This is a genomic window from Streptomyces sp. NPDC049040, from assembly GCF_043197715.1.
In the GTDB taxonomy this organism is placed as follows: Bacteria; Actinomycetota; Actinomycetes; order Streptomycetales; family Streptomycetaceae; genus Actinacidiphila.
Genome location: NZ_JBICTO010000006.1, coordinates 181,368 through 203,782, shown reverse-complemented (window position 1 = coordinate 203,782; position 22,415 = coordinate 181,368). Strand labels below are relative to the sequence as shown.

The 22,415-nt window shown below is 73.8% G+C and carries 18 protein-coding genes; 4 read left to right on the top strand and 14 right to left on the bottom strand.

What is annotated here, in order from left to right; translation table 11 throughout:
- Positions 1-9: 9 nt before the first annotated feature.
- From ACGFMP_RS18540 to ACGFMP_RS18505, 8 genes are all read right to left on the bottom strand, one after another.
- Positions 10-2,550, bottom strand: coding sequence for a DUF4118 domain-containing protein (locus ACGFMP_RS18540; RefSeq protein WP_393673511.1), 2,541 nt, complete (start codon positions 2,548-2,550; stop codon positions 10-12).
- A 218-nt stretch (positions 2,551-2,768) separates the two neighbouring features.
- Entirely contained in the window at positions 2,769-3,491 is a 723-nt protein-coding gene (locus ACGFMP_RS18535; RefSeq protein ID WP_393673510.1) for an ABC transporter ATP-binding protein, read from the bottom strand.
- 23 nt (positions 3,492-3,514) lie between these two features.
- Complete coding sequence (locus ACGFMP_RS18530) at positions 3,515-4,510, bottom strand: ABC transporter ATP-binding protein (protein WP_393673509.1); 996 nt, start codon at positions 4,508-4,510, stop codon at positions 3,515-3,517.
- 44 nt (positions 4,511-4,554) lie between these two features.
- Positions 4,555-7,449 carry an FtsX-like permease family protein gene (locus ACGFMP_RS18525; protein WP_393673507.1) on the bottom strand — a complete coding sequence of 965 codons (2,895 nt, stop codon included), beginning with the start codon at positions 7,447-7,449 and terminating at the stop codon, positions 4,555-4,557.
- Positions 7,446-10,781: an FtsX-like permease family protein gene (locus tag ACGFMP_RS18520; RefSeq protein WP_393673505.1), complete on the bottom strand. Its 3,336-nt coding sequence runs from the start codon at positions 10,779-10,781 to the stop codon at positions 7,446-7,448. The genes ACGFMP_RS18525 and ACGFMP_RS18520 overlap by 4 nt, the downstream gene beginning before the upstream one ends.
- A 239-nt stretch (positions 10,782-11,020) precedes the next feature.
- The gene (locus ACGFMP_RS18515; RefSeq protein ID WP_393673504.1) at positions 11,021-11,794 is read right to left on the bottom strand and encodes a DUF3710 domain-containing protein; all 774 of its coding nucleotides are present in this window, start codon (positions 11,792-11,794) and stop codon (positions 11,021-11,023) included.
- 2 nt (positions 11,795-11,796) lie between these two features.
- Complete coding sequence (gene dut / locus ACGFMP_RS18510) at positions 11,797-12,321, bottom strand: dUTP diphosphatase (protein ID WP_393673503.1); 525 nt, start codon at positions 12,319-12,321, stop codon at positions 11,797-11,799.
- Entirely contained in the window at positions 12,318-12,923 is a 606-nt protein-coding gene (locus ACGFMP_RS18505; RefSeq protein ID WP_393673501.1) for a PaaI family thioesterase, read from the bottom strand. Before ACGFMP_RS18505 ends, dut begins: the two co-directional genes overlap by 4 nt.
- A 79-nt stretch (positions 12,924-13,002) precedes the next feature.
- Here ACGFMP_RS18505 and ACGFMP_RS18500 point away from each other — a divergent pair, with 79 nt between their 5' ends.
- Complete coding sequence (locus ACGFMP_RS18500) at positions 13,003-13,467, top strand: DUF3093 domain-containing protein (RefSeq protein WP_393673500.1); 465 nt, start codon at positions 13,003-13,005, stop codon at positions 13,465-13,467.
- 84 nt (positions 13,468-13,551) lie between these two features.
- Here the strand turns inward: ACGFMP_RS18500 and ACGFMP_RS18495 are convergent, their stop codons facing one another.
- From ACGFMP_RS18495 to ACGFMP_RS18480, 4 genes are all read right to left on the bottom strand, one after another.
- Positions 13,552-14,262 (bottom strand): hypothetical protein, encoded by a 711-nt coding sequence (locus ACGFMP_RS18495; protein WP_393673498.1) that lies wholly within the window; start codon positions 14,260-14,262, stop codon positions 13,552-13,554.
- Between the two features lie 116 nt (positions 14,263-14,378).
- Positions 14,379-14,678, bottom strand: coding sequence for a DUF4193 domain-containing protein (locus tag ACGFMP_RS18490; protein WP_136725752.1), 300 nt, complete (start codon positions 14,676-14,678; stop codon positions 14,379-14,381).
- Positions 14,679-15,129: 451 nt separating this feature from the next.
- Positions 15,130-16,386, bottom strand: coding sequence for a sensor histidine kinase (locus ACGFMP_RS18485; protein ID WP_393673496.1), 1,257 nt, complete (start codon positions 16,384-16,386; stop codon positions 15,130-15,132).
- Positions 16,387-16,390: 4 nt separating this feature from the next.
- Positions 16,391-17,044 carry a response regulator transcription factor gene (locus ACGFMP_RS18480; protein WP_393673495.1) on the bottom strand — a complete coding sequence of 218 codons (654 nt, stop codon included), beginning with the start codon at positions 17,042-17,044 and terminating at the stop codon, positions 16,391-16,393.
- Between the two features lie 233 nt (positions 17,045-17,277).
- Between ACGFMP_RS18480 and ACGFMP_RS18475 the strand changes: the two genes are divergently transcribed.
- Positions 17,278-17,451, top strand: a complete 174-nt coding sequence (locus ACGFMP_RS18475) for a hypothetical protein (protein ID WP_198535727.1) — start codon at positions 17,278-17,280, stop codon at positions 17,449-17,451.
- A gap of 106 nt (positions 17,452-17,557) precedes the next feature.
- Here ACGFMP_RS18475 and ACGFMP_RS18470 read toward each other — a convergent pair whose 3' ends face one another.
- Positions 17,558-18,382, bottom strand: coding sequence for an inositol monophosphatase family protein (locus ACGFMP_RS18470; protein WP_393673493.1), 825 nt, complete (start codon positions 18,380-18,382; stop codon positions 17,558-17,560).
- Positions 18,383-18,390: 8 nt separating this feature from the next.
- Positions 18,391-19,551, bottom strand: coding sequence for a ferrochelatase (locus ACGFMP_RS18465; RefSeq protein WP_393673492.1), 1,161 nt, complete (start codon positions 19,549-19,551; stop codon positions 18,391-18,393).
- Between the two features lie 127 nt (positions 19,552-19,678).
- On the opposite strand from ACGFMP_RS18465, the gene ACGFMP_RS18460 reads away from it, so the two are divergent.
- Entirely contained in the window at positions 19,679-20,941 is a 1,263-nt protein-coding gene (locus tag ACGFMP_RS18460; RefSeq protein WP_393673491.1) for an MFS transporter, read from the top strand.
- Complete coding sequence (locus ACGFMP_RS18455; protein ID WP_393673773.1) at positions 20,898-22,220, top strand: D-arabinono-1,4-lactone oxidase; 1,323 nt, start codon at positions 20,898-20,900, stop codon at positions 22,218-22,220. Before ACGFMP_RS18460 ends, ACGFMP_RS18455 begins: the two co-directional genes overlap by 44 nt.
- Positions 22,221-22,415 lie beyond the last annotated feature (195 nt).

Below are 22,415 nucleotides of genomic sequence, written 5' to 3'. Positions count from 1 at the left end.
CCGGCCGGCTCATGTGGCCGCCGTCGCGGGAAGGCCGGGCCGGCCCTGCCTGCCGCCCGGCGCGGCCCGCAGGGTGAGCACCATCGTCAGGCCGCCGCCCGGGGTGTCCTCGGCGACCAGGGTGCCGCCCATGGCCTCGGCGAAGCCGCGGGCGACCGCGAGGCCGAGGCCCACACCGGTGCCGCGCGGCGCGTCGCCGTAGCGCTGGAAGGGCTCGAAGATCTGCTCCTTGGCGCTCTCCGGGACGCCGGGTCCGCGGTCGGCCACCCGGACCTCGACCCGGTCGCCGAGGGCGCTGGCGGCCACCAGGACCGTCTCGTGCGGGGGGCTGTACTTGACGGCGTTCTCCACCACGTTGGCGACGCTGCGCTCCAGCAGGCCGGGGTCCACCGCGACCATGGGCAGCGTCTCGGGGATGTCCAGGGTGACGCTCCGCTCGGGGACGCCGCCCAGCGCCATCGGCACCACCTCGTCGAGGTCCAGCTCGCGGATCAGCGGGTTGACGGTGCCGGTCTGGAGCCGGGACATGTCCAGCAGGTTGCCCACCAGGTGGTCCAGCCGGTCGGCGCCGTCCTCGATGCCGGCCAGCAGCTCCGCCTCGTCCTCCGCGGACCAGGCCACGTCGCCCGAGCGCAGCGAGGACACCGACGCCTTGATGCCGGCCAGCGGGGTGCGCAGGTCGTGCGAGACGGCGGCGAGCAGCGCGGTGCGGATCCGGTTGCCCTCGGCCAGCTCCCTGGCCCTGCCGGCCTCGTCGGCGAGCCGCCTGCGGTCCAGGACGACGGCGGCCTGCGCCGCGAACGCCGACAGCACCCGGCGGTCGGAGGCGGGCAGCACCCGGCCGAGCAGCGCGAGCGAGAGCCGGTCGTTGACGGCCACCTCCACGTCGGCGTCCTCCGGGCGTACGCAGGGCCGGGAGCCGACGGCCGCGGCGCACTGCCAGGCCCCGTGGTCGCCCTCCCGCTCCAGCAGCACCACCGACTCCATCCCGAAGGTCTCCCTGACCCGCTCCAGCAGCGCGTCGAGCGAGCTCTCGCCGCGCAGCACGCTGCCTGCCAGGTGCGAGAGGATCTCCGCCTCGACCCGCAGCCTCGCGGCCTGCTGGGTGCGCCGGGCCGCCAGGTCGACCACGGAGGCGACCGCGGCACCGACCAGCACGAAGATCACGATCGCGATGATGTTCTCCGGCGCCGCGATGGTGAAGGAGTGCGTGGGCCGGGTGAAGTAGTAGTTCAGCAGCAGCGAGCCGAGCACGGCGGACGCCAGGGCCGGCAGCAGGCCGCCGACCAGCGCCGCGGCCACCGTGAGGGTGAGGAAGAGCAGCATGTCGGTGGCCTGGCCGGTGCCGGGGTGCCACTGGGCGAGCAGCACCGTGAGCAGGACCGGGCCCGCCACGCCGGTCAGCCAGCCCGCCGCGACCCGGGAGCGGCCCAGCGTGGCGCCTCGGGCGGCGGGCAGGCCGCGGCCCTTGGCGACCTGGTCGTGCGTGACGATGTGCACGTCGATGTCGCCCGACTCGCGGGCGACCGTGGTGCCGACACCGGGCCCGAAGGCGTACTGCCAGGTCTTGCGGCGGCTGCCGCCGAGCACGATCTGCGTGGCGTCGGCGCCGCGGGCGAAGTCCAGCAGCGCGTCGGGCACCTCGTCCCCGACGACGTGGTGGAAGGAGCCGCCCAGGTCCTCGACCAGGGTGCGCTGCACGGCCAGCTCCTTGGCCGACCCCGACACCGGGCCCTCGCTGCGCACGATGTGCACGGCCAGGATCTCGCTGCCCGAGCCCTTGGCGGCCAGCCGGGCGGCGCGCCGGATCAGGGTGCGGCCCTCGGGGCCGCCGGTCAGGCCGACCACGATCCGCTCGCGGGCCTGCCAGGCCGCCGATATGCGGTGGTCGGCGCGGTATTCCCTGAGGTATTCGTCCACCCGGTCCGCGGTCCACAGCAGGGCGAGCTCGCGCAGCGCGGTGAGGTTGCCGGGCCGGAAGTAGTTGGACAGGGCCGCGTCGACCTTGTCGGGGGCGTAGATGTTGCCGTGCGCCATCCGGCGGCGCAGCGCCTGCGGTGACATGTCGACGAGTTCGATCTGGTCGGCGTGCCTGACCACCTCGTCGGGCACGGTCTCGCGCTGCCGCACCCCGGTGATCGACTCGACGACGTCGCCGAGTGACTCCAGGTGCTGGATGTTGACGTTGGACACCACGTCGATGCCCGCCCGCAGCAACTCCTCGACGTCCTGCCAGCGCTTGGCGTTGCGCGATCCCGGCACGTTGGTGTGGGCCAGCTCGTCGACCAGCACCACTTCCGGTGCCCTGCGCAGGACCGCGTCGACGTCCATCTCGGTGAAGGCGGTCCCGCGGTACTCGTGCTCGCGGCGGCCGACCTCCTCCAGGCCGTGCATCATCACCTCGGTGCGCGGCCTGCCGTGGTGCTCGACATAGCCGATGACCAGGTCCGTACCGCGCTCCAGCCGACGGTGGGCCTCGGAGAGCATGGCGTAGGTCTTGCCGACGCCGGGGGCCGCCCCCAGGTAGATCCGCAATGTGCCGCGTGCCATGTCTATGACCATAGAACGACCGAAGCGGACGCATCGGACACGGGAGTCCGTCCGGGGACACCTTGACGCCGTCTTGACGGCGCAGGCCGCCTCGGCGCGGCGCTGACCGGCGGCAGGCGGCGGTTTCCCGCACCTCCGGTCACGCAGCGTGCGGGGTGCCGCGCGCCGCGGCCCGCTCCCCCCGTGGGGAGCGGGCCGCGCGGCGCCCGTGGCGCGGTTCAGGTGTCCGAGACGATCCTGCCGTCGCGCAGTTCCAGCACCCGGTCGGCCAGCGCGAGCAGCTGGTTGTCGTGGGTGGCGACCAAGGCGGTCACGCCCTCGCTGCGGACCACGGCCCGCAGCAGCTCCATCACGGCCAGGCCGGTGTCGGCGTCGAGCTGCCCGGTGGGCTCGTCGGCGATGAGCAGGGCGGGCCGGTTGGCGAGCGCGCGGGCGATGGCGACCCGCTGCTGCTGGCCGCCGGACAGCTCGCCGGGTCGCTGGGCGGCGTGGTCGGCGAGGCCGACCAGCGCGAGCAGCAGCTCGACGCGCTCCTCGCGCTCGCGCGGCGGCGTCTTGCGCAGCCGCATCGGCACCCCGACGTTCTCGGCCGCGGTGAGGATGGGGATCAGCCCGAAGGACTGGAAGACGAATCCGATCCGGTCCCTGCGCAGCGCCAGCAGGTCGTCGTCGCCGAGGCCGGCCAGGTCGGTGCCGTCCAGCGATATCCGGCCGCTGTCGGGGCTGTCCAGGCCGCCCACCAGGTTCAGCACGGTGGTCTTGCCGGAACCCGAGCGGCCCTTGAGCGCGACCAGTTCGCCCCGCGGCACCGAGAAAGACACCCCGCGCAACGCGTGCACGGCGGTCTCGCCGCTGCCGTAGGTGCGCCGCAGATCCTCGACCACCACCATCTCGCCGGTCTTCGGCGACGTCGCCACAGCCGTGGCGGACTGCTCGGTCATCCGCGAGCCCCCTTCCTCTCCACTCATCCGTCATCCCCCTCCCGCCGGGCGGGGTCCTGCCCGTCCTGCCCGGCGCCGGTGCCGGGCGCCGCCCGCTCGGCACCGTTGTCGGGCCACACCCCGATGTGGCCGCTTTCCGCCGTCAGCCGGACGCGGCGGTGAAGCCCGTAGCGCTCGGTGTACTCCCGCGGCAGCTGGAGCCGCCCCACCCGGTCGAGGACCGCGTACTCCTCGGCGACGCCCGCTTCCCGGCCCGCCCCGCCCGCGGACGGGCGCAGCACTTCGGTCGCGGTGCGGCCGTCGCGTATCCGTACCGTACGCCTGACCTGTTCCGAGACCGCGGGGTCGTGGGTAACGATCAGGACCGTGACCCCGAGTTCCGCGTTGGCGCGCCGCAGGGCGGCGAAGACCTCCTCGCCGCTCACGGTGTCGAGTTCGCCGGTCGGCTCGTCGGCGAAGAGCACCCGCGGGGTGTTGGCGCCGGCGACGGCGATGGCGACCCGCTGCTGCTGGCCGCCGGACAGCTCGCCCGGGCGGCGGTTGCGGCAGTCGGCGATGCCCAGCAGGTCCAGCAGCTCCATGGCCCGCCCGGCGCGCTGCCTGCGCGGGATGCGGGCGTAGCCCATCGGCAGCGCCACGTTCTCCATCGCCGTCAGGTACGGCAGCAGGTTGCGCCCTGTCTGCTGCCAGACGAAGCCGACGGTGCTGCGCCGGTAGTCCAGGCGTTCGCGGCGCTTCATGGTGAGCAGGTCGTGGTGGGCGACCCTGGCCCGGCCGGCCGTCGGCAGGTCGAGGCCGGAGAGTATGCCCAGCAGGGTGGACTTGCCGGACCCCGAGGCGCCGACCACGGCCAGCACCTCGCCGGCCTCCACGGTCAGGTCCAGGCCCTGGAGGGCCTGCACCTCGACGCCCTCGGTGCGGTAGACGCGCACCAGGTTGTCGCACACGATCAGGCCCTCGTCCGGCTCGGGCGCGGACTTCGCCAGGGCGCGGGCCTGGAGGGCGGCGAGGTCGGTCATACGGTCTCCCCGTGGTGTGCCTGCGGTCCGGTCGTGCGGTGCGCTCATACGGCGTCCCCCAGGCGCAGGACGCTGCCGAGCCCGCGGCGGCGGCCCGCCCAGGTCTCGACGGCGACGGCCGCCGCGATCAGGGCGGCCAGCCCGAGGCCCAGGCCGGCCGTCAGCGCGTAGTCGGTGTGCAGGGCGGGCGCGCCGGGCCCGCCGGTGAACTCCTGCAGCGTCAGGGCGGGGCCGAGGATGCCGGGCAGCACCAGGCCGAGCGCGACGCCGCCCGTGACGGCGGCCAGCGCCATCGGGAGCAGTTCCAGGATGTTCATCGCCGCGATGCCCCGGGTCGGCAGGCCCAGGGTGCGCAGCCGGGAGGCGGTGCGCCCGCGGTCCCTCGACGACAGCAGCAGTTCGAGCACCAGCGCGGCCAGGGCGAGCAGCACGGCGAGCGCCGTGGCGGCCGCGTAGGCGCGCCGGACCCCGCGCAGCAGGCCGTCGTTCGAGGCCAGCGCGAGTTCGGCGGCCTTGATCCGCACCTCGCCCGCGGGCCCCGTCACCCGCCGTCCCGACGCCCGCAGCGAGGCGGCGTCCAGGTGCGGACCGTAGACCAGGACGGCGGAGTCGTAGAACTCGTTGACGCCGAGCATCGTGAGTTGGGCCGAGTCCACCAGCAGCAGCGGGCTGTCGGCGGCGACCGCGGTGGCACTGCCCGTGCTCTCGCCGCGCCCCGCGTCGCGCTGCTGGACGCTGAGCAGCGGCCCGATCGCCGGGTCGCGCCGGGTGGCGTCGGGCAGGGTGCCGACGACCTTCACGGCGACGGTGCCGTTGTGGAGGGTCGTGGCGTAGGTGTCGCCGACCCGGCCGCCGGCGAAGTCACCGGTGGCCAGCGCGGTCAGCACGTAGCGGCCGCGCACCGGTGCGGGCGCCGGGCGGCCCGCGAGGCCGGCCGCGGTGAGGGCGCGCGCGGCGGCTGAGCCGGGGGCCTCGGCGCCGACCACGCGGGCGTCGACGCCGACCAGCCGGGTCGCGCCGTAGCGGGCGCCGTCGCTGTCGCTGGTGAGCTGGTTGACCAGGCTGCGCACGACGGTGGTCCGCCGGACACCCGTGGTGTCCGCCAGCGTCGGATCGACGGTGCCCTCCCTGCCCGCTCCGATCACCACGGCGTCCGCGCCTGAACTCCACACGGCCGCGGTCCTGCTGCCGTCGGCGACGGTACGGGCCACCAGGCCGCCGAAGACGGCGGTGGACAGCGTGGTGACCAGGACCAGCAGGGCCAGGGCGTGGCCGGGCGCCTCCCGGGCGGCGCGGGAGAGCGCGACGAGGGGCACGGTGCCGCGGCGGGCGCCCGCGGCACGGGACAGCAGCCGCAGCGGCAGCGGGTAGAGGCGGATCAGCAGCACCACGGTGGCGGTGCCGAGCAGCGCGGGCACCACCGCCAGCTGCACATCGAGGCCGCCGGCGCCGGCGCCGTGCGCCCGCAGCATCAGCACTCCGGCGGCCGCGAGCAGCAGCACGGCCGCCTCGACGCCGAGCCTGCGGACGGCCGGCCCGCGGCCCGTGCGGCCGCCGCGGTCCCCGGCCGCGGCCAGGGTGAGCGCCGGCAGGGTGAGCCAGGCGGCGACGGCGACGGCGACCGCGGGTGCCAGGGAGCCCGCTGCGCCGCCCGGTGGCCCGGCCCACCGGGCGGCGCCGAGGCCGAGCGCCGCGCCGACTGCCGCGGCGGGCGAGGTCTGCAGCAGGCGTACGAGCGCCAGGTCGGCGGCCGAGGCGCCGCGGGCGCGTTGCAGGGCCTGCGCGGCGGCCCTGCGGTGGACCGCGAGGCGGGCGGTGACCACGACGGTGGCCAGGCCCACCGCGATCAGTCCCGCGAGCGCGAAGGACTCCAGGGTGCGGGCCTGCCCGCGGGCCCTGGCGAAGGGCGCGATCAGGTCGGGGATCTCGTCGGTGGTGACCAGCACCGTGGTGGTGTGCCGGCCGATCAGGCACTCGACCGCCATGTAGTCGGCCTGCTGGGGGCAGTAGTCGTCGCCGACGGCCGCGGCGTAGCTGTCGGCGGCGTCCTGCAGCCGCCGCAGCCCGTCGCCGGTGGCGAAGCGGGTGGCCTGGGCCGCGGTCATCCGGATCGAGCTGCGCCACTGCACCACAAGGTCGCGGCCGGGGCCGCGGGTCATCTGCTGGAGCGCGTCGATCGAGGCGGCGTTCATCACGGCCTGTGCCCGCCAGAGGCCGTCGGTCCTGGCCGGGCGCTCCAGCAGGCCCTCCTCGTGCCACAGCGGCGCGGCGGTGCCCGCGGGCGGGGTGAAGAAGCCGCTCACCACGGCGTCGGTGTCGATGCCGCCGACCGCTGGGGACAGATGGAGGCGCTGCCCGACGGCCAGGTGGAGGGCGTCGCGGGCGAAGGTGGAGAAGGCGACCGGGATCGGGGAGGTCCGGTTCGGCGGGCCGGGCGGCGCTCCCTGCGCGTACGTCGATGCCGCGGGCGCGTCGTCGGCGTAGAGCAGCCCGATCTCCAGCCGGCCCGCCGCGGTGCGGCTGGAGAGCACCGGGACCTCGACCCGGGTGGAGTCGTGCACGAGGAAGGAGGACAGCGGCGGCTTCGCCGTGGCGAGCAGGCCCGCGGTGGCCTTGGCGAGGTCGCGGCCGACGGTCGCGGTGGACGGGTCGGGCGGCGGTACGGTCTCGTCGCGGTGCAGGCTGACGCTGTGCCGGATCTCGGCGTCGGCCAGCCGGGCGGTGGCGAGGCGGGCGCGCAGCGCGTCGCCCGCCCAGCGGTCGAGCAGCGGCGGGCCCGCGGCGGTGATCAGCGCGAGCAGCGCGACCACGACCGTCAGGCAGGCCAGCAGCGGCAGTTCGCCGCGGGCCTCGCGGCGCAGCCCGGGGTCGCGCAGCCCGGTGCCAGGACGGAAGCGACCGCGCCCGGGGCGCCGCTCACCGGCGTCGTGGTGTGTCATCCTTCGTCCCCCGCCCTGAGCACGCGTACGAGATCCACCCGGGCGAAGGTCCTCGCCAGTGCGGTGACCGCGGCGACGATCAGCAGCGCGGTCCCGACGGCGACCGCGGCCACCTCCAGCCACGGGACGGTCACCGCCAGGCCGGGGATGATCGGCGCTCCGGTGCCGTCCACGCTGACCAGCGGGGTGACCACGACCGCCAGCGCCGTGCCCAGCGCGGTGCCGACCAGGACCGCGAGCAGGGCGAGACCCAGCTGCTCCGTCCACAGCAGCGCGGCGAGTTGGCGTTTTCGCACCCCGAGGGCGCGCAGCAGGGCGAACTCGCCGCGCCGCAGCCGGGCCGACATCGCGGTGTGCAGGGTGAAGCCGATCACCGCGAACGCCGGGGCCAGCACCAGGGCGAGCACGAGCGCCGCGTGGGTGCCGCGCTGGAGCGGGTCGCCGGCGATCCGGCGGGCGGCCTGCGGCACGGTCGTGCCGACGCCCGCCGCCGGGTCGCGGCGCAGGGCGGCCGCGGCGGCGGTGGCGTCGCCGTGCCGGGTGGACAGCAGCCAGAAGTCGTCGGGCGGCGGGTCGTTGCCGGTCGCGACCATCGCCGCGGCCAGCGCCCGGGAGTCGACGAGCAGCCGGCCGTGCGCGTGGTCGAAGCCTGGCACCGCGGTGATCGCGCCGATCACCTTGACCTTGATGCCGACTCCGGGGCCGCCGTCGAGCGCGACCACCGCTCCGGTGGCGAACTCGCCGGTGGCCTGGAGGGTGGCGTCGGCCAGCGCGGGCACCGGCGGCTGGTGGAGGGCGGGCACCGGGCCCAGCGCCATGTCCCAGCGGGGCGGCCACGCCAGGAGGTCGGGGCCGCGCAGCGTGCCGGAGAACAGCTGCCCCGGCACCCGCTCGTTGGTGCACAGGTGCGGTCCCTGGGCGGACTCCATGTCCATCTGGTGGCCGTTGCAGCCGGCCCGCGAGTAGGCGGGGTTGCTCAGGTCCCGCCACAGGGCGCCCTGCGGCGCGGCGTCAGAGCCGATCCGCAACCGGTAGTCGCGGCGGACGTGCGGGAAGCGGATGCTCATGGACAGGCCGATGACCCGCAGCGGGTAGTGCCAGCCGGCGCCCGGGTGCCCGGTGAAGGTGAGCGGCACCTCGACGGTGTACGGGGTGCCGTCGGTGACCGGCAGCGACACGGTGCGCACGGCGGGCAGGCCGTCCGCGTCCTCGAAGGTCACGCCCAGGATCACCGGGACGTAGGGCCCCTTGCCGCTCGCGGACAGCCGGATGGTCAGCGGCAGCCGGGTGGGCCGCCCGGGGACGGTCCAGCCGTGGTCGGGTACGGCGGCGCCGAGCCCTGCCAGCAGCCCGGCGGCCGGCTCGCCGGTCAGGTCGGAGCGGATCGCCGGTACGGGGCCGCTGTCCGCCGAGCCCTGGGTGGCAGCGACCGCTGAGGTGTTCACGCCCTCGGCGGAGAGCCCCGACTGCCCGCGGTTCAGCGGCAGGTCGGTGACCGGGGTGACCGCGGCGGTGCCGGGCAGCGCCGCGTAGACGTCGTGCCGCTGCGAGGTCGGCGGGACCTTGCCGACGCTCTGGAGGGGCGCGGCGATCCGCAGGTCGCCGCCGACGTCGAAGGCGGCCTGGTCGGCCGCGCTGCGGTCGAGGATGGCCAGCGCGGTCACCCCCAGCGCGCCGACCGCCAGCGCCAGGGTCATCAGCAGGGCGGGGCCGGTGTGCCGGGCGGCCCTGCGGCCGATCTGCCAGCCGCCGAGCGGCAGGACGAAGCCGGCGGCGCGCCGGGCGGCGCGGTCGATCAGCGGCGCGGCCAGGGGCAGCAGCCGCAGCGACAGCAGTGTCGCGGCGGCGGTCATCAGGACCGGGGTGAGGATCAGCACCGGGTCGACGGAGGTGCCGCTGACTCCCCCGCTGGCCACCGGGGTCTTGTAGTGCCGCAGTTCGAGCCAGCCGGCCACCGCGACGGCGGCGAGCGCCACGTCGGTGCCGGCCCGCTGGAAGGCCGCGGCCTTGGCGCCGCGCAGCCGCAGCCGCATGCCGGGCCGCCGGTCGGCGGCCTGGCGGGCGGTGGGCACCAGCAGCGCGATGCCGTGTACCGCGAGCGCCGCCAGTGCCGCGGTCCAGCCGACGGCGGTGGCACCCGATGACGGTATGTCGCCGTCGAGCAGGCCGGTGCGGTGCAGCCCGGCGAGCAGCGGTCCCGCGAGGAAGGGCGCGGCCACCGCCGCGGGCACGGCGACCAGTGCCCACTGTGCGGCGCAGGCGCCGAGCAGCCGTGCGGTGCCCGCGCCCCGGGCGCCCATCAGGGCGACCTCGGTCGCCCTGGCCTGGGCGAGCTGGCGGGCGGTCAGCACCAGCGCGGCGGTGGCCAGGGCGGCCAGCAGGGCCGCGGGGATGTACATCCCGGCCCGCGCGACGGCCATCGGCGCGGACAGCGCGTCGAGGACGTCGGGCAGTCCCGAGGTGGCGAACACCCGGCTCATGGCGGGCGGCCGGTTCTCGAAGACGGAGATGGCGGTGTCGCTGCTGGAGAAGCGGCCGACCCGGTCGCGCAGGCCGCCGATCCGGTCGAGGTGCAGTCCTGAGGTGTCGAGGGCGCCGAACCAGGCGGCGACCGCGTCGGCCCTGACGCCGGGCAGTGCGGTGAAGGCGTCGGGGGCGATCATCGCGAGGCTGTCGGCGGTGCCGAACGAGCTGGACAGCCCGGCCAGTACGCCGGGGTCGTCGGCCGCCGGGGCGTAGGCGCCGGACAGCTGCATCGTCACGCGCGCCAGGCCGACCTGGAGCCGGAAGGTGTCGCCGACGTCAAGACCGAGGCGGGCGGCGGCGACCTGGGTGAGCGCGACCTGTACGGGCCCGCCGCCTTTCGCCTTCGGCCAGCCGCCGACCGTCAGCCGGGCGTGCCCCGCCGGGTCGGGCAGCGCGACGATCACGGCCGAGGTGCCGGTGACGGTGCCGTCGTCGTCGATGACGGAGTATTCGGAGGACAGCGAGGCGGGGGCGCGCAGCGCGGTGTAGGTGCGGTGCGGCACATCGCCGAAGACCCGGTCGAGCGCGGCGCGTACGGCCTTGTCGCCGCCCGCCATGTCCTGCGCCCGGTAGCGGCCCATCACGTCGACCGCGGTGCCGGGGTCCCCGCGCAGCCGCTGCTGGATGGCGTTCTCGACGGAGTGGTCGGCCAGGGCGGCGAGCGCGGAGAGCACCGTGGCGGACAGCAGGATCGCGAGCGCGGCGGCGACCAGGACGACCAGGTGGTGGATGCCGCTGCGGACGGCCGCCGGAGCGGCTGGAGCGCCGTCGCCCTGTCGCCGCCGCGGTCGTACGTCCGTCGCCATGTACCGCGCCACCCCCGTGGAACCTCCGGAGGCCGTGCGACCGCCGGGCGCCGACGCTAGTGGCGCCGTCAGAGCTGTGCAAGAGTTTCGGCGAACCGGTAGGACAATTTCCGCTTACCGCAAGTTTCTTGCCGTAATCTTGCGTATCGCCGTCATGGCCGTCATGGCCCGGAGCCGGACACAGCACGGCCCGGACCTGTCCGCGGAGAGGTCCGGGCCGGTGTGGGACGGCTGCCGGGTCAGTGCAGCTCGGTGATCTCCGGGCCGCGGCGCATCGGGTCGATGCCGTCACCGAACTTCGAAGGCTCCTGCTGCTCGGTCGTGGCGCCGTCCGGCACCATCTGCGCGTCGTTGGGCAGCTTGAGCACGATCGGGTCGCGCGGCGCCATCGGCGAGTCGCCGCGCAGCACCACGGTGTCGCGGAAGACCGACTCCAGCACACCCGCCGCGGCGGGCTGCACCGCGCCCTGCCCCGAGATCACCCCGCGCAGGAACCAGCGCGGGCCGTCGCAGCCGACGAAGCGCACCAGCTGCACCCCGTTGGTGCCGTCCGGCAGCTGAACCGGCACCTGGGCGCGCAACTCCCAGCCCAGCGGGCCCTCGACCTCGTCGACGACACCGCCCTGCTGGGTGATACCGGAGGCGATCTCCTCGCGCACCTCGCCCCAGATCCCCTCGGACTTCGGTGCGGCGAACGCCTGGAGCTGGACGGCACTGTCCCGCAGCACCACGGTGGCGGCGACGATCGACTCGCCCGCGACCTCCACGCGCAGCTCCATGCCCTCGACCCCGGGCACGAACAGTCCGCCGAGATCCACCCGGCCGTCGCCGGGCTCCCTGACCTCGCTCAGGTCCCACGGGCCGTCGGGCCGCGGGGCGGGCGGAAGGTTGTACCGGTTGGAGTCACCGGAGTCGTCCGACTCCTCGGCGTCTTCGGCCAGCTCTTCTTCGGCCTCGACGGCCTCATCGAGCTCGTCGAGGGCGTCTTCGCGCTCCTTGCGACGACGGAACACGGTCACTGTCCTTCCCGGTCTGCTACGACCGATGCGTATCCGTATCTGGACGTGTCAGCCGACGGCGTCTCCACCGCGGCATGACCCCCCGTGGAGCCGAAGCCCCCCGCGGCCCTGGCAGAGCCGGGCAGCTCCGCCACTTCGTGGAAGCGGACCCGTTCGACCTGCTGGACGACCAGTTGGGCGATCCGGTCGCCCTTGCCGAACCGCACGGTCTCGCGCGGGTCCAGATTGACCACGATCACCTTGATCTCTCCACGGTACCCGGCATCCACCGTTCCCGGGGCATTCACCAGAGCCACACCGCAGCGTGCGGCAAGTCCGGAGCGCGGGTGGACGAAGGCCGCGTAGCCGTCGGGCAGCGCGATGGAGATCCCGGTGGGCAGCACGGCCCGCTCGCCGGGGGCCAACTCGGCGGCCTCGGTGGTGATCAGGTCCGCGCCGGCGTCCCCGGGATGCCCGTAGGAGGGTACCGGCACGGAGTCGTCGAGACGGCGCAGCAGCACGTCCACCGGGGGCCGGGTCACGGGTTCACCTCGAAGGCGCGGGCGACCTTGACCTGGTCGGGGTCGGCCATCGCGGCCTCGATCTCGGCGGGCCTGCCGTTGGCCGTGAAGTGGTCGAGTTTGACCTCGACGAAGAGGGCGTCGGCGCGGACCGCCACGGGTCCCCCGGGTCCGCCGATCCGGCCCTCGGCACTGCTGTAGATCTTCCGGCCGGCCACCGCGGTGCAGCGGGCCGACAGGTGCAGGGTGGCGCCGACCGGTACCGGGCGGACGAAGTCCGACTCCAGCCTGCCGGTGACCGCGATGACCCGCAGCAGCCAGCTGAGCGAGCCGAGCGTCTCGTCGAGCGCGGACACCAGCACTCCGCCGTGCGCGAGCCCAGGCGCGCCCTGGTGGGCGGCCTGCACGGTGAACTCGGCGGTGACGCTGACACCCTCGCCCGCCCTGGTCGCCAGGTGCAGCCCGTGCGGCTGGGTCCCGCCGCAGCCGAAGCACTGGTCGTAGTGCGCGCCCAGCAGTTCGCCCGGCGCCGGGGCGTCGGGATGCCGTACCGGGGCTGCGGCGTCGGGCGGCGGCGTCAGGCCCTGCCGTCCTTCGCCCGGGGATGTCGTGGCTGCACTCACGCCCGAGACCCTACCCCCCTGCGCCACCCCTTCCCGCAGTGCCCGCGGCTCTCCCCGCGGCACATGGCAGTCTGGTGGCATGCAGCCTTACGACGAACGCCTCACCGTCCCGCGTTCCTGGTGGTTCCTCGCCATCGCCGTGGGTGTGGCGATGGCCCTGATCCTGCTCCCCTTCGGCCCGCTGCCGCTGCTGGCCGGCCTGGTCGGCGGGGCGGCGCTGGCGCTGATGGCGGTCAGCTCCTACGGGTCGGCCAGGATCAGGGTGGTGGCCGGTTCGCTCGTCGCGGGCAAGGCCAGGATCCCGGTGACGGCGCTCGGCGAGGCGACGGTGCTCGACCGCGAGGAGACGATCGCCTGGCGGTCGAGCAAGGCAGACCCGCGGGCCTTCATGCTGCTGCGCTCCTACGTGCCCACCGCGCTCAAGGTCGACGTGTCCGACCCCGCGGACCCGACGCCCTACGTCTACCTGTCGACCCGCTCCCCGCAGCGGCTCGCGGCCGCGCTCGAAGCGGTCAGGGAAGTGGACGGCGCCGCCCGTCCATGAAGGAGGCAGCCTGTCGGCCCGCGACGCGGCGACCTGCCGTGGTCGTCGTGGTGCGCCTGACGGCGGCCGGGCGGGCAGCGGCCCTCAGGGTCTTTCCTCGTCCTCGGGGTCGCCCTCGACGGCGCTGTCGCCGATGGCGTGGCCCGGGTAGGGACCGGGGCCTGCCTCCGCCACGGGGAGTTCGGGCCAGGGGAACTGCGCGGCGCGCAGGTCGCGGCGGACCCGCTCGGCGAGCTTGCGGGTGTCACGCCGGTTCATCACCGCGCCGACGGCCGCCCCGATCATGAAAGGGGTCAGGACCGGGGCGTTGCGCAGGGTGCGCCGCAGCAGCCGCTGCCGCATCTCCCGCTTCATGCTGCTGCCCAGCGCCACGTTCACGGTGGACAGCTTCAGCACATCGATGCCGCGCTGCTCGGTCCAGGACCACAGATAGGCGGTCGCCCGCTCGCGGGCGCCGCCGGGGACGCGCAGTCCGTAGACCTCGTGCAGCTCGGCGATGAGTTTGTACTCGATGGCCGCGACGCCCAGCGTCTCGGTCACGAGCTCGGCCGGCATGGCCGGCGGGGTGGGCAGCATCGCGGCCGCGCCGATCCCGGCACCGACCGTCATCGTGCCCTTGACCGCGGTGGCGATCAGCCGGTCCGCGAGCTCCTCGGGGCCGAGCCCGGGGAACTGCCTGCGCAGGGCGGCCAGGTCCCGCACCGGAATGCGGGGTGCCACCTCGATGAGCCGCTCGGCGACGCTGCCGATGCCGGCTCTTGCGGCGCTGCCGCCCCTGCGGGCTCCGCCGCTCACACCGCTCACTCCGTGCCTGACGCCCCGGCCGAGGCCGCGGGCGGTCATGGCCGCGAGCGAGGCCGCACGGCCCCGCTCAGCGCCCTCACGGCCTTCCGGCGTGCCGGTCACACCGATCAGGCCGCGCAGTCGCGGCAGATCGGGTTGCCGTTCTTCTCCGTGGCGAGCTGGCTCCTGTGGTGGACCAGGAAGCAGCTCATGCAGGTGAACTCGTCCGCCTGGCGGGGCAGCACGCGGACCGACAGCTCCTCGTTGGAGAGGTCGGCACCGGGCAGCTCCAGGGACTCGGCCTGGTCGAACTCGTCGACGTCCACCGCGGAGGTGGACTTCTCGTTCCGCCGGGCCTTCAGTTCTTCGATGCTGTCCTCGTTGACATCATCGTCGGTCTTGCGTGGTGTGTCGTAATCCGTAGCCATTTGTCGCTCTCCCCCTGTGGGTTTCTGCGGTGTCTCCAGCGCACGTAACGCGCGGGAGGCCGGACTTGTGCCCGACCTGAGGCCGAGATTTTGCCTCACATCAAGGCCTGTTACTCAATCGACACCCAGCCACACCCCCGAAGGGGTGATCGCACAGGTGGCCGATCATGGTCTGCGAGGGCCGGGAACGTATCCACCGCAGCCGCCAGTACGTGTACTTCCCGTGATCATGACCTGCGGAAACATGGATTTTCCGGTCTTTTCCCCAATGTCTTGATCACTGAGTGTAGGCGATGGGGAAATCGTGTGTGCGATCGATCACAACCCATCCGGACGCGGTACAGATCCCAAAATTACTCGCAAAGCGAACACGGCACCGGGCGGGCCGCGGCGGCGGATGATCATCCGCGTGACGCGGTTCACACCGCACGGCGGCCCCCGCCGCGGTCGCTCAGACCGGGATCGCGACCCGCATGACCAGGCCACCGCCCTCGCGCGGCTCCGCAGTGATCACACCGCCGTGTGCCCTCGCGACCGAGCGGGCGATGGACAGGCCGAGGCCGACGCCCTTGTCGCTGCCGGTGCGCTCGGTGCGCAGCCGCCGGAAAGGCTCGAAAAGGTTGTCGATCTCATATGCCGGGACGACCGGACCTGTGTTGGCGACCACGATCAGCGCATGGCCGTTGCGCACCTCGGTGCCGACCTCGACCCAGCCGCCCTCCGGCACGTTGTAGCGCACCGCGTTCTGCACCAGGTTCAGCGCGATGCGCTCCAGCAGCACCCCGTTGCCCTGCACCACCGCGGACTCCAGGGCGGCGCGCAGCTCCACGCCCTTGGCCTTGCCCTCGCCGCGGGTCTGCTCCAGCGCCTGGGAGGCCGCCTCGGCCAGGTCCACCGGCTTGCGGTCGACGATCTCGTTGTCGCTGCGGGCCAGCAGCAGCAAGCCCTCCACCAGCTGCTCGCTGCGCTCGTTGGTGGCCAGCAGCGTCTTGCCGAGCTGTTGCAGGTCGGCCGAGGCCTCGGGGTCGGAGAGCTGGACCTCGAGCAGGGTGCGGTTGATGGCCAGCGGGGTACGCAGCTCGTGCGAGGCGTTCGCCACGAAGCGCCGCTGCGCGTCGAAGGAGCGCTCCAGGCGGTCCAGCATCTCGTCGAAGGTGTCGGCGAGCTCCTTGAGCTCGTCGTCGGGGCCGTCCAGCTCGATCCGGCGCTTGAGGTCGGTGCCGACGACGCTGCGGGCGGTCCTGGTGATCCGCCCGAGCGGGGCCAGCACCCGGCCGGCCATCACGTAGCCGAAGGCGAAGGCGACGACCGCGAGCCCGATGAGCGCCAGCAGGGAGCGTTTGAGCAGGGTGTTCAGCGCGACATCGCGCTGGTGCTGCATGCAGACGTTCAACGCCTGGTTGAACTGGTCGGGCGTGATGTTGCCCGCCGGCAGTGCGGAGCAGTTCGTCGACCGGATCGTGGCATCGACGAAGGTGAACGGGATCTCGCTGCCCTGCCTTATGGCCTGCGCGGCGAGCAGGTAGATGATCCACAGCAGCAGCACGCCGGCGATCAGGAACATGCCGCCGTAGAGCACGGTCAGCCGTATCCGGATGGTCGGCCGCAGCCACGGCGGCTGGTGCTCGGCGCTCTGCGGGTCCCACGGCGGACGCGGCGGGGCCTGCGGGGCGGGGGGCGGCGGGGAAGCGGAGGAGGCGGTGGCCACGCGATCAGATCCGGTAGCCCGAGCCGGGCACGGTGACGATCACCGGCGGCTCGCCGAGCTTGCGGCGCAGCGTCATCACGGTGACCCGCACCACGTTGGTGAACGGGTCGGTGTTCTCGTCCCAGGCCTTCTCCAGCAGCTGCTCGGCCGAGACCACGGAGCCCTCGCTGCGCATCAGCACCTCGAGCACCGCGAACTCCTTGGGCGCCAGGTGCACCTCGGCGCCGTCCCTGGTCACCTCCCTCCGGTTCGGGTCGAGCCTGATGCCGGAGCGCTCGAGCACCGGCGGCAGGGCCGCGGTCGTACGGCGGCCGAGCGCGCGGACCCTGGCGGTCAGCTCGGTGAAGGCGAAGGGCTTGGGCAGGTAGTCGTCGGCGCCCAGCTCCAGGCCCTCAACCCGGTCGCTGACGTCGCCGGCGGCGGTGAGCATCAACACCCGGGTGGGCAGCCCCAGCTCGACGATCTGCCGGCACACGTCGTCACCGTGCACGACCGGAAGGTCACGGTCGAGTACGACCACGTCGTAGTCGTTGACGCCGACCCGCTCCAAGGCGGCGCCGCCGTCGTAGACCACATCGACGGCCATGGCCTCGCGACGGAGGCCGGTGGCAACTGCGTCAGCGAGCAGTTGCTCGTCCTCGACGACCAGTACGCGCAAGGCGCTTTCCTTCCATGAGCTGTGGGAATGCTCCTCCATCCTGCACCTGGCACCGGTAAATCGGCGGTAAGTGCGCGGGCCGCGGAATTTCCCCGAGGCCGATGAGGTTTCCGCTGCCGGCACGGCGGGGAGGACGACTGCACACCCACCCACCACGCCTGTCGCGCGTTGTCGCGCGCGGCATCTGGCTTGACACATTCCCCGTGTCAACGGAGACGACGAGGGGGCGCCACATGGACGCGTTCACCACCGGAATCCTGCAGCGCATACACACCACGGAGTCCGACCTGCGGAAAGCGCGGGAGACGGGCGACGAATTCCTCGCCGAGGTCGAGCAGGGCGAGCTGGACGACCTGCGCAGGCTCGCAGCGGAGCACGGCGTGGACGTACGGCCCAAGGTCGCCTGACCCCGAAGCCGCACGCCCCGGCCCCTGAGGGGCGCCGGGGCGTTCGCATGTCCTGGCCCGCCCCAGCGGCCCCTTCAGGGCGCCGGGAGCAGGCCGCGCACGGACGTCAGTCGTGCCAGGCGCCCAGGTCCTCCAGGCGCTGCTGGAGCGGCTCGAAGAGGCCGGTGGGGGCCGCGACGACCAGGTCGCCGGAGGCGCGCTCGCCGGGCCTGCCGCCGGTGAGCAGGCCGGCCTCGCGGGCGAAGAGATCGCCCGCGGCGAGGTCCCAGGGGTTCAGGCCGCGCTCGTAGTACGCGTCCAGCCGCCCGCAGCCGACGTCGACGAGGTCGATGGCGGCCGACCCGCCGCGCCGGATGTCGCGCACCTGCGGCAGCAGGGCGCGCACCACCTCCGCCTGGGCGGCGCGCCGCTCGGTGAGGTAGCCGAAGCCGGTGCCGACCAGGGCGTGCGAGAGCTCGGGTGCCGGCCTGCGGCGGGTGGGAGCGCCGTTGACGAGCGCGCCGCCGCCCAGGACGGCCTGGTAGGTCTCGCCGCGCATCGGGGCCTCCACGACGCCCACGACCACCTCGCCGTCCTTCTCCGCGGCGATGCTGACCGCCCAGGAGGGCAGGCCGTAGAGGTAGTTCACGGTGCCGTCCAGCGGGTCGATGACCCACCGCACCCCGCTGGTGCCCTCGCGGCTCGCGCCCTCCTCGCCGAGGAAGCCGTCATCGGGGCGGACCCTGGCGATTCCGGTGGTGATCAGCTTCTCGGCGGCGATGTCCATCTCGGTGACCACGTCGATGGGGCTGCTCTTGGTGGCGGCGACGCCGAGGTCGGCCGGGCGTCCGTCCCGCAGCAGGGCGCCGGCGCTGCGGGCCGCGTCCAGGGCGACCTCCAGCAGTTCGGCGAGTTCCGCCTTGCGGTCGGACGGTGACGCATGGGTGCTCACGTGACTCCTCAGTCCATTCCTGCGGCGGCGGGCAGCGGGGTCCTGGCAGGACAGCACCCCACGGGGCAGACATCGTGGCTCGGGCCGAGCGCGCCGAGCGCGCACCGCCGGGGGGCCGCGCCGCTCTCGGTGGCGGCCCGCTCGATCACCAGCTCGCGCACCGCCGCGGCGAACCGCGGGTCGGCCCCGACGGTGGCGGCCCTGCTGACCGGCAGGTCCAGCTCCGCGGCCTTGGCCGCCGCCTCGGTGTCCAGGTCGTACTTCACCTCCATGTGGTCGGAGACGAAGCCGATCGGCACCATGACGACCGCGGGCGCGCCCTCGTCCTTCACCGCTTCCAGGTGGTCGCAGATGTCGGGTTCGAGCCAGGGGATCTGCGGGCTGCCGCTGCGGGACTGGTAGACCAGCTGCCAGTCGCGCTCGACGCCGTCCGCGGCCCGCACCGCGTCGGCGACCAGCCGGGCCGTCTCCAGGTGCTGGGCGACGTAGGCGCCGCCGTCGCCGTGGCCGGGCACCGGGCCTGAGGTGTCGGCGGCGGCCGTCGGGATCGAGTGGGTGGTGAAGGCCAGCCGGGCACCGGTGCGGACCGCGGGCGGCAGGGCGGCCAGCGCGGCGAGCGTCGCCTCGGCCATCGGCTCGATGAAGCCGGGGTGGTTGAAGTAGTGCCGCAGCTTGTCGACCCGCGGCACCGCGCGGCCCTCGGCGGCGAGCTCGGCGAGGGAGGCGGCCAGGTTCTCGCGGTACTGCCGGCAGCCGGAGTAGGAGGCGTAGGCGCTGGTGGCCAGCACCAGGACGCGGCGGTGGCCCGCGTCGGACATCTCCCGCAGGGTGTCGGTCAGATACGGCGCCCAGTTGCGGTTGCCCCAGAAGACCGGCAGGTCGAGGCCGCCGTGTGCGAAGTCCTTGCGCAGCGCGTCGAGCAGGTCGCGGTTCTGCGCGTTGATCGGGCTGACACCGCCGAAGAGGAAGTAGTGCCGGCCGACCTCCTTGAGGCGTTCGCGGGGGATGCCCCGGCCGCGGGTGACGTTCTCCAGGAACGGCACCACGTCGTCGGGTCCTTCGGGGCCGCCGAAGGACAGCAGCAGCAGCGCGTCGTAGGGGGCCGGGTCGGTGCCCGTCGCTGCGGTCCCCGGCACGCGGGCGTCGGTCTTGGGTGACTGCTCTGGCATACGTCCGATCCTGCCACCCGGCGCCCCCCTTCCCCTACCGGCCCCGGCCGTGACGTGCGGGCATATCCGGTTGCCACCGTTCGTAAGCTGTAAGGACCCAGCAGAGTCCTTACCGGGAGCGCCCCTCGTGACCAGCCCGTATCGCGCGATATTCGCGGCGCCCGGCAGCAGGGCCTTCTCCGCCGCGGGTCTGGTCGGGCGGATGCCGCTGTCGATGCTGGGGGTCGGCATCGTGACGATGATCTCCCAGGTCACCGGGCAGTACGGGCTCGCGGGCGCGCTCTCCGCGACCACCGGGCTCTCCGGCGCGGCGGCCGGGCCGCAGGTGTCGCGGCTGGTGGACAGGTACGGCCAGGCCCGGGTGCTGCGCCCTGCCGCCGCGGTCACCGTGCTCTCGGTGCTGACGCTGCTGGCCGCGGTCAAGACCGGGGCTCCGCACTGGCTCTACTTCGTGTGCGCGGTGGGCGTCGGGGCCACGCCGAGCCTGGGCGCGATGGTGCGGGCCCGCTGGGCGGCGATACACCGGGGCACGCCGGAACTTCTGCACGCCGCCTATTCGTTCGAGTCGGTGGTGGACGAGATCGTGTTCATCCTCGGCCCGATCCTTTCGATCGGGCTGTGCACGGTGTGGTTCGCCGAGGCGGGGCCGCTGCTTGCCGCCGTCTTCCTGGGGGCCGGCGTGCTGCTGCTGACCGCGCAGAGAAGCACCGAGCCGCAGCCGCATCCGCGCTCGCAGTTCTCGGGCGGCTCGGCTCTGCGGGCTCCCGGCATGCCGGTGCTCATCGCGGTGTTCGTCGGGGTCGGCGCGGTCTTCGGCTCCGTGGACGTGATCACCCTCGCGTTCGCCGACGAGCGCGGCCACAAGGCGGCCGCGAGCCTGGTGCTGGCGACGTACGCCCTCGGCTCATGCCTGGCCGGACTGGTGTTCGGGCTGGTCAGACCGCGCGGGACCGCACCTGGCAGGTTCCTGCTGGGAGTCGGCCTGATGGCGGTGAGTATGATCCCGCCACTACTGGTCGGAAACCTGGTGTTCCTGGCCGTGGCGCTGTTCTTCTCCGGTCTGACGATCGCACCGACAATGGTGACATCGATGAACCTGGTCGAACGGCTGGTACCGCGGGCACGGCTGACCGAGGGCATGACGTGGACATCCACGGGCCTCGCGGTCGGGGTCGCCCTGGGGGCAGCGCTCGCCGGTCGGATGACCGACGCGCACGGCGCCTCGACGGCCTTCGCGGTGCCCGCCGGCGCGGCGTTCCTCGCCGTGGTGGTGGCGGTACTCGGGTATCGCCGGCTGCGGCCGGCGCCGGAGCGGAAGGAGCGGCGCGGTGGGTACGACGACGGGCATGGCGCGGTCGACACGGTCGACGGACGCGAAGGTGTGGCGTAACTGGGCGGGCAATGTCGCCGCCCGGCCGGCACGCACCGCGACGCCGGCATCGGCCGACGAACTGGCCGAGGTGCTGCGCGCGGCCGCGGCCGACGGGCTGACGGCCAAGGCGGTCGGCTCGGGGCACTCCTTCACCTCCACCGCCGCCACCAGGGGCGTGCTGATCCGCCCCGAGCGGCTGACCGCGATCCGCTCGGTCGACCGTGCCGCGGGCACCGTGACGGCCGAGGCCGGGGTGCAGCTCAGGCAGCTCAACGCGGCACTGGCCGCCGAGGGCCTGTCGCTGACCAACATGGGCGACATCATGGAGCAGACGGTGGCCGGCGCGATCAGCACCGGCACCCACGGCACCGGGCGGGACTCGGGGTCGATCGCCGCGCAGATCACCGCGCTCGAGATGGTCACCGCGGACGGCTCCGTCCTCACCTGCTCGGCCGACGAGCGGCCCGAGGTCTTCGCCGCGGCCCGCGTCGGCCTCGGCGCGCTCGGCGTCATCAGCGCGGTCACCTTCGCGGTGGAACCGGTCTTCCTGCTGGCCGCGCGCGAGGAGCCGATGGCCTTCGACCGGGTGATGTCCGAGTTCGACGCGCTGGCCGCGGAGAACGAGCACTTCGAGTTCTACTGGTTCCCGCACACCGACAGCTGCAACACCAAGCGCAACAACCGCAGTCAGGGCCCCGCGGCGCCGCTTCCCGCGCTGCGCGGCTGGATCGACGACGAACTGCTGTCCAACGGGGTCTTCCAGGCCGCCTGCGCGCTGGGCAGGGCCGCGCCCGCCGCCATCCCCGGCATCGCGCGGATCTCCAGCAGGGCGCTGTCGGCCCGCAGTTACACCGACATCCCCTACAAGGTCTTCACCAGCCCGCGCCGGGTGCGCTTCGTGGAGATGGAGTACGCGGTGCCGCGGGAGGCGGCGGTCGACGCGATCAGGGCGCTCAAGTCGATGGTGGAGCGGTCCTCCCTGCGGATCAGCTTCCCGGTGGAGGTACGGGTCGCGCCCGCCGACGACATCGCGCTGTCGACGGCCTCCGGGCGGGACAGTGCGTACATCGCGGTGCACATGTACCGGGGCAGCCGATACCAGGAGTATTTCACCGCGGTGGAGAAGATCATGACCGAGCGGGGCGGGCGGCCGCACTGGGGCAAGATGCACACCCGGGATGCGGAGTATTTCCGTACTGTCTATCCGCGGTTCACCGAGTTCACCGAGTTGCGCGACCAGTTGGACCCCGGACGGCTGTTCGCCAACGACTACCTCAGAAGAGTGCTTGGTTCGTGACCCTTCGCCCCCATTTGCCCCCGGCGCGCGCCACGAACGAGTGACCCCGGTCACTCAACTCCCGCTCCGCGTACGACATTCGGCGGCGCGGCAGCCGCCCCCCGCTGGCCCAAATGGAGTACCGTGACGAATCCGTGCTCCCGGTTGCCCGTCCGGTCGCCCGGACGAACGGGAGGAAGCCTCGACGGCGCTCGT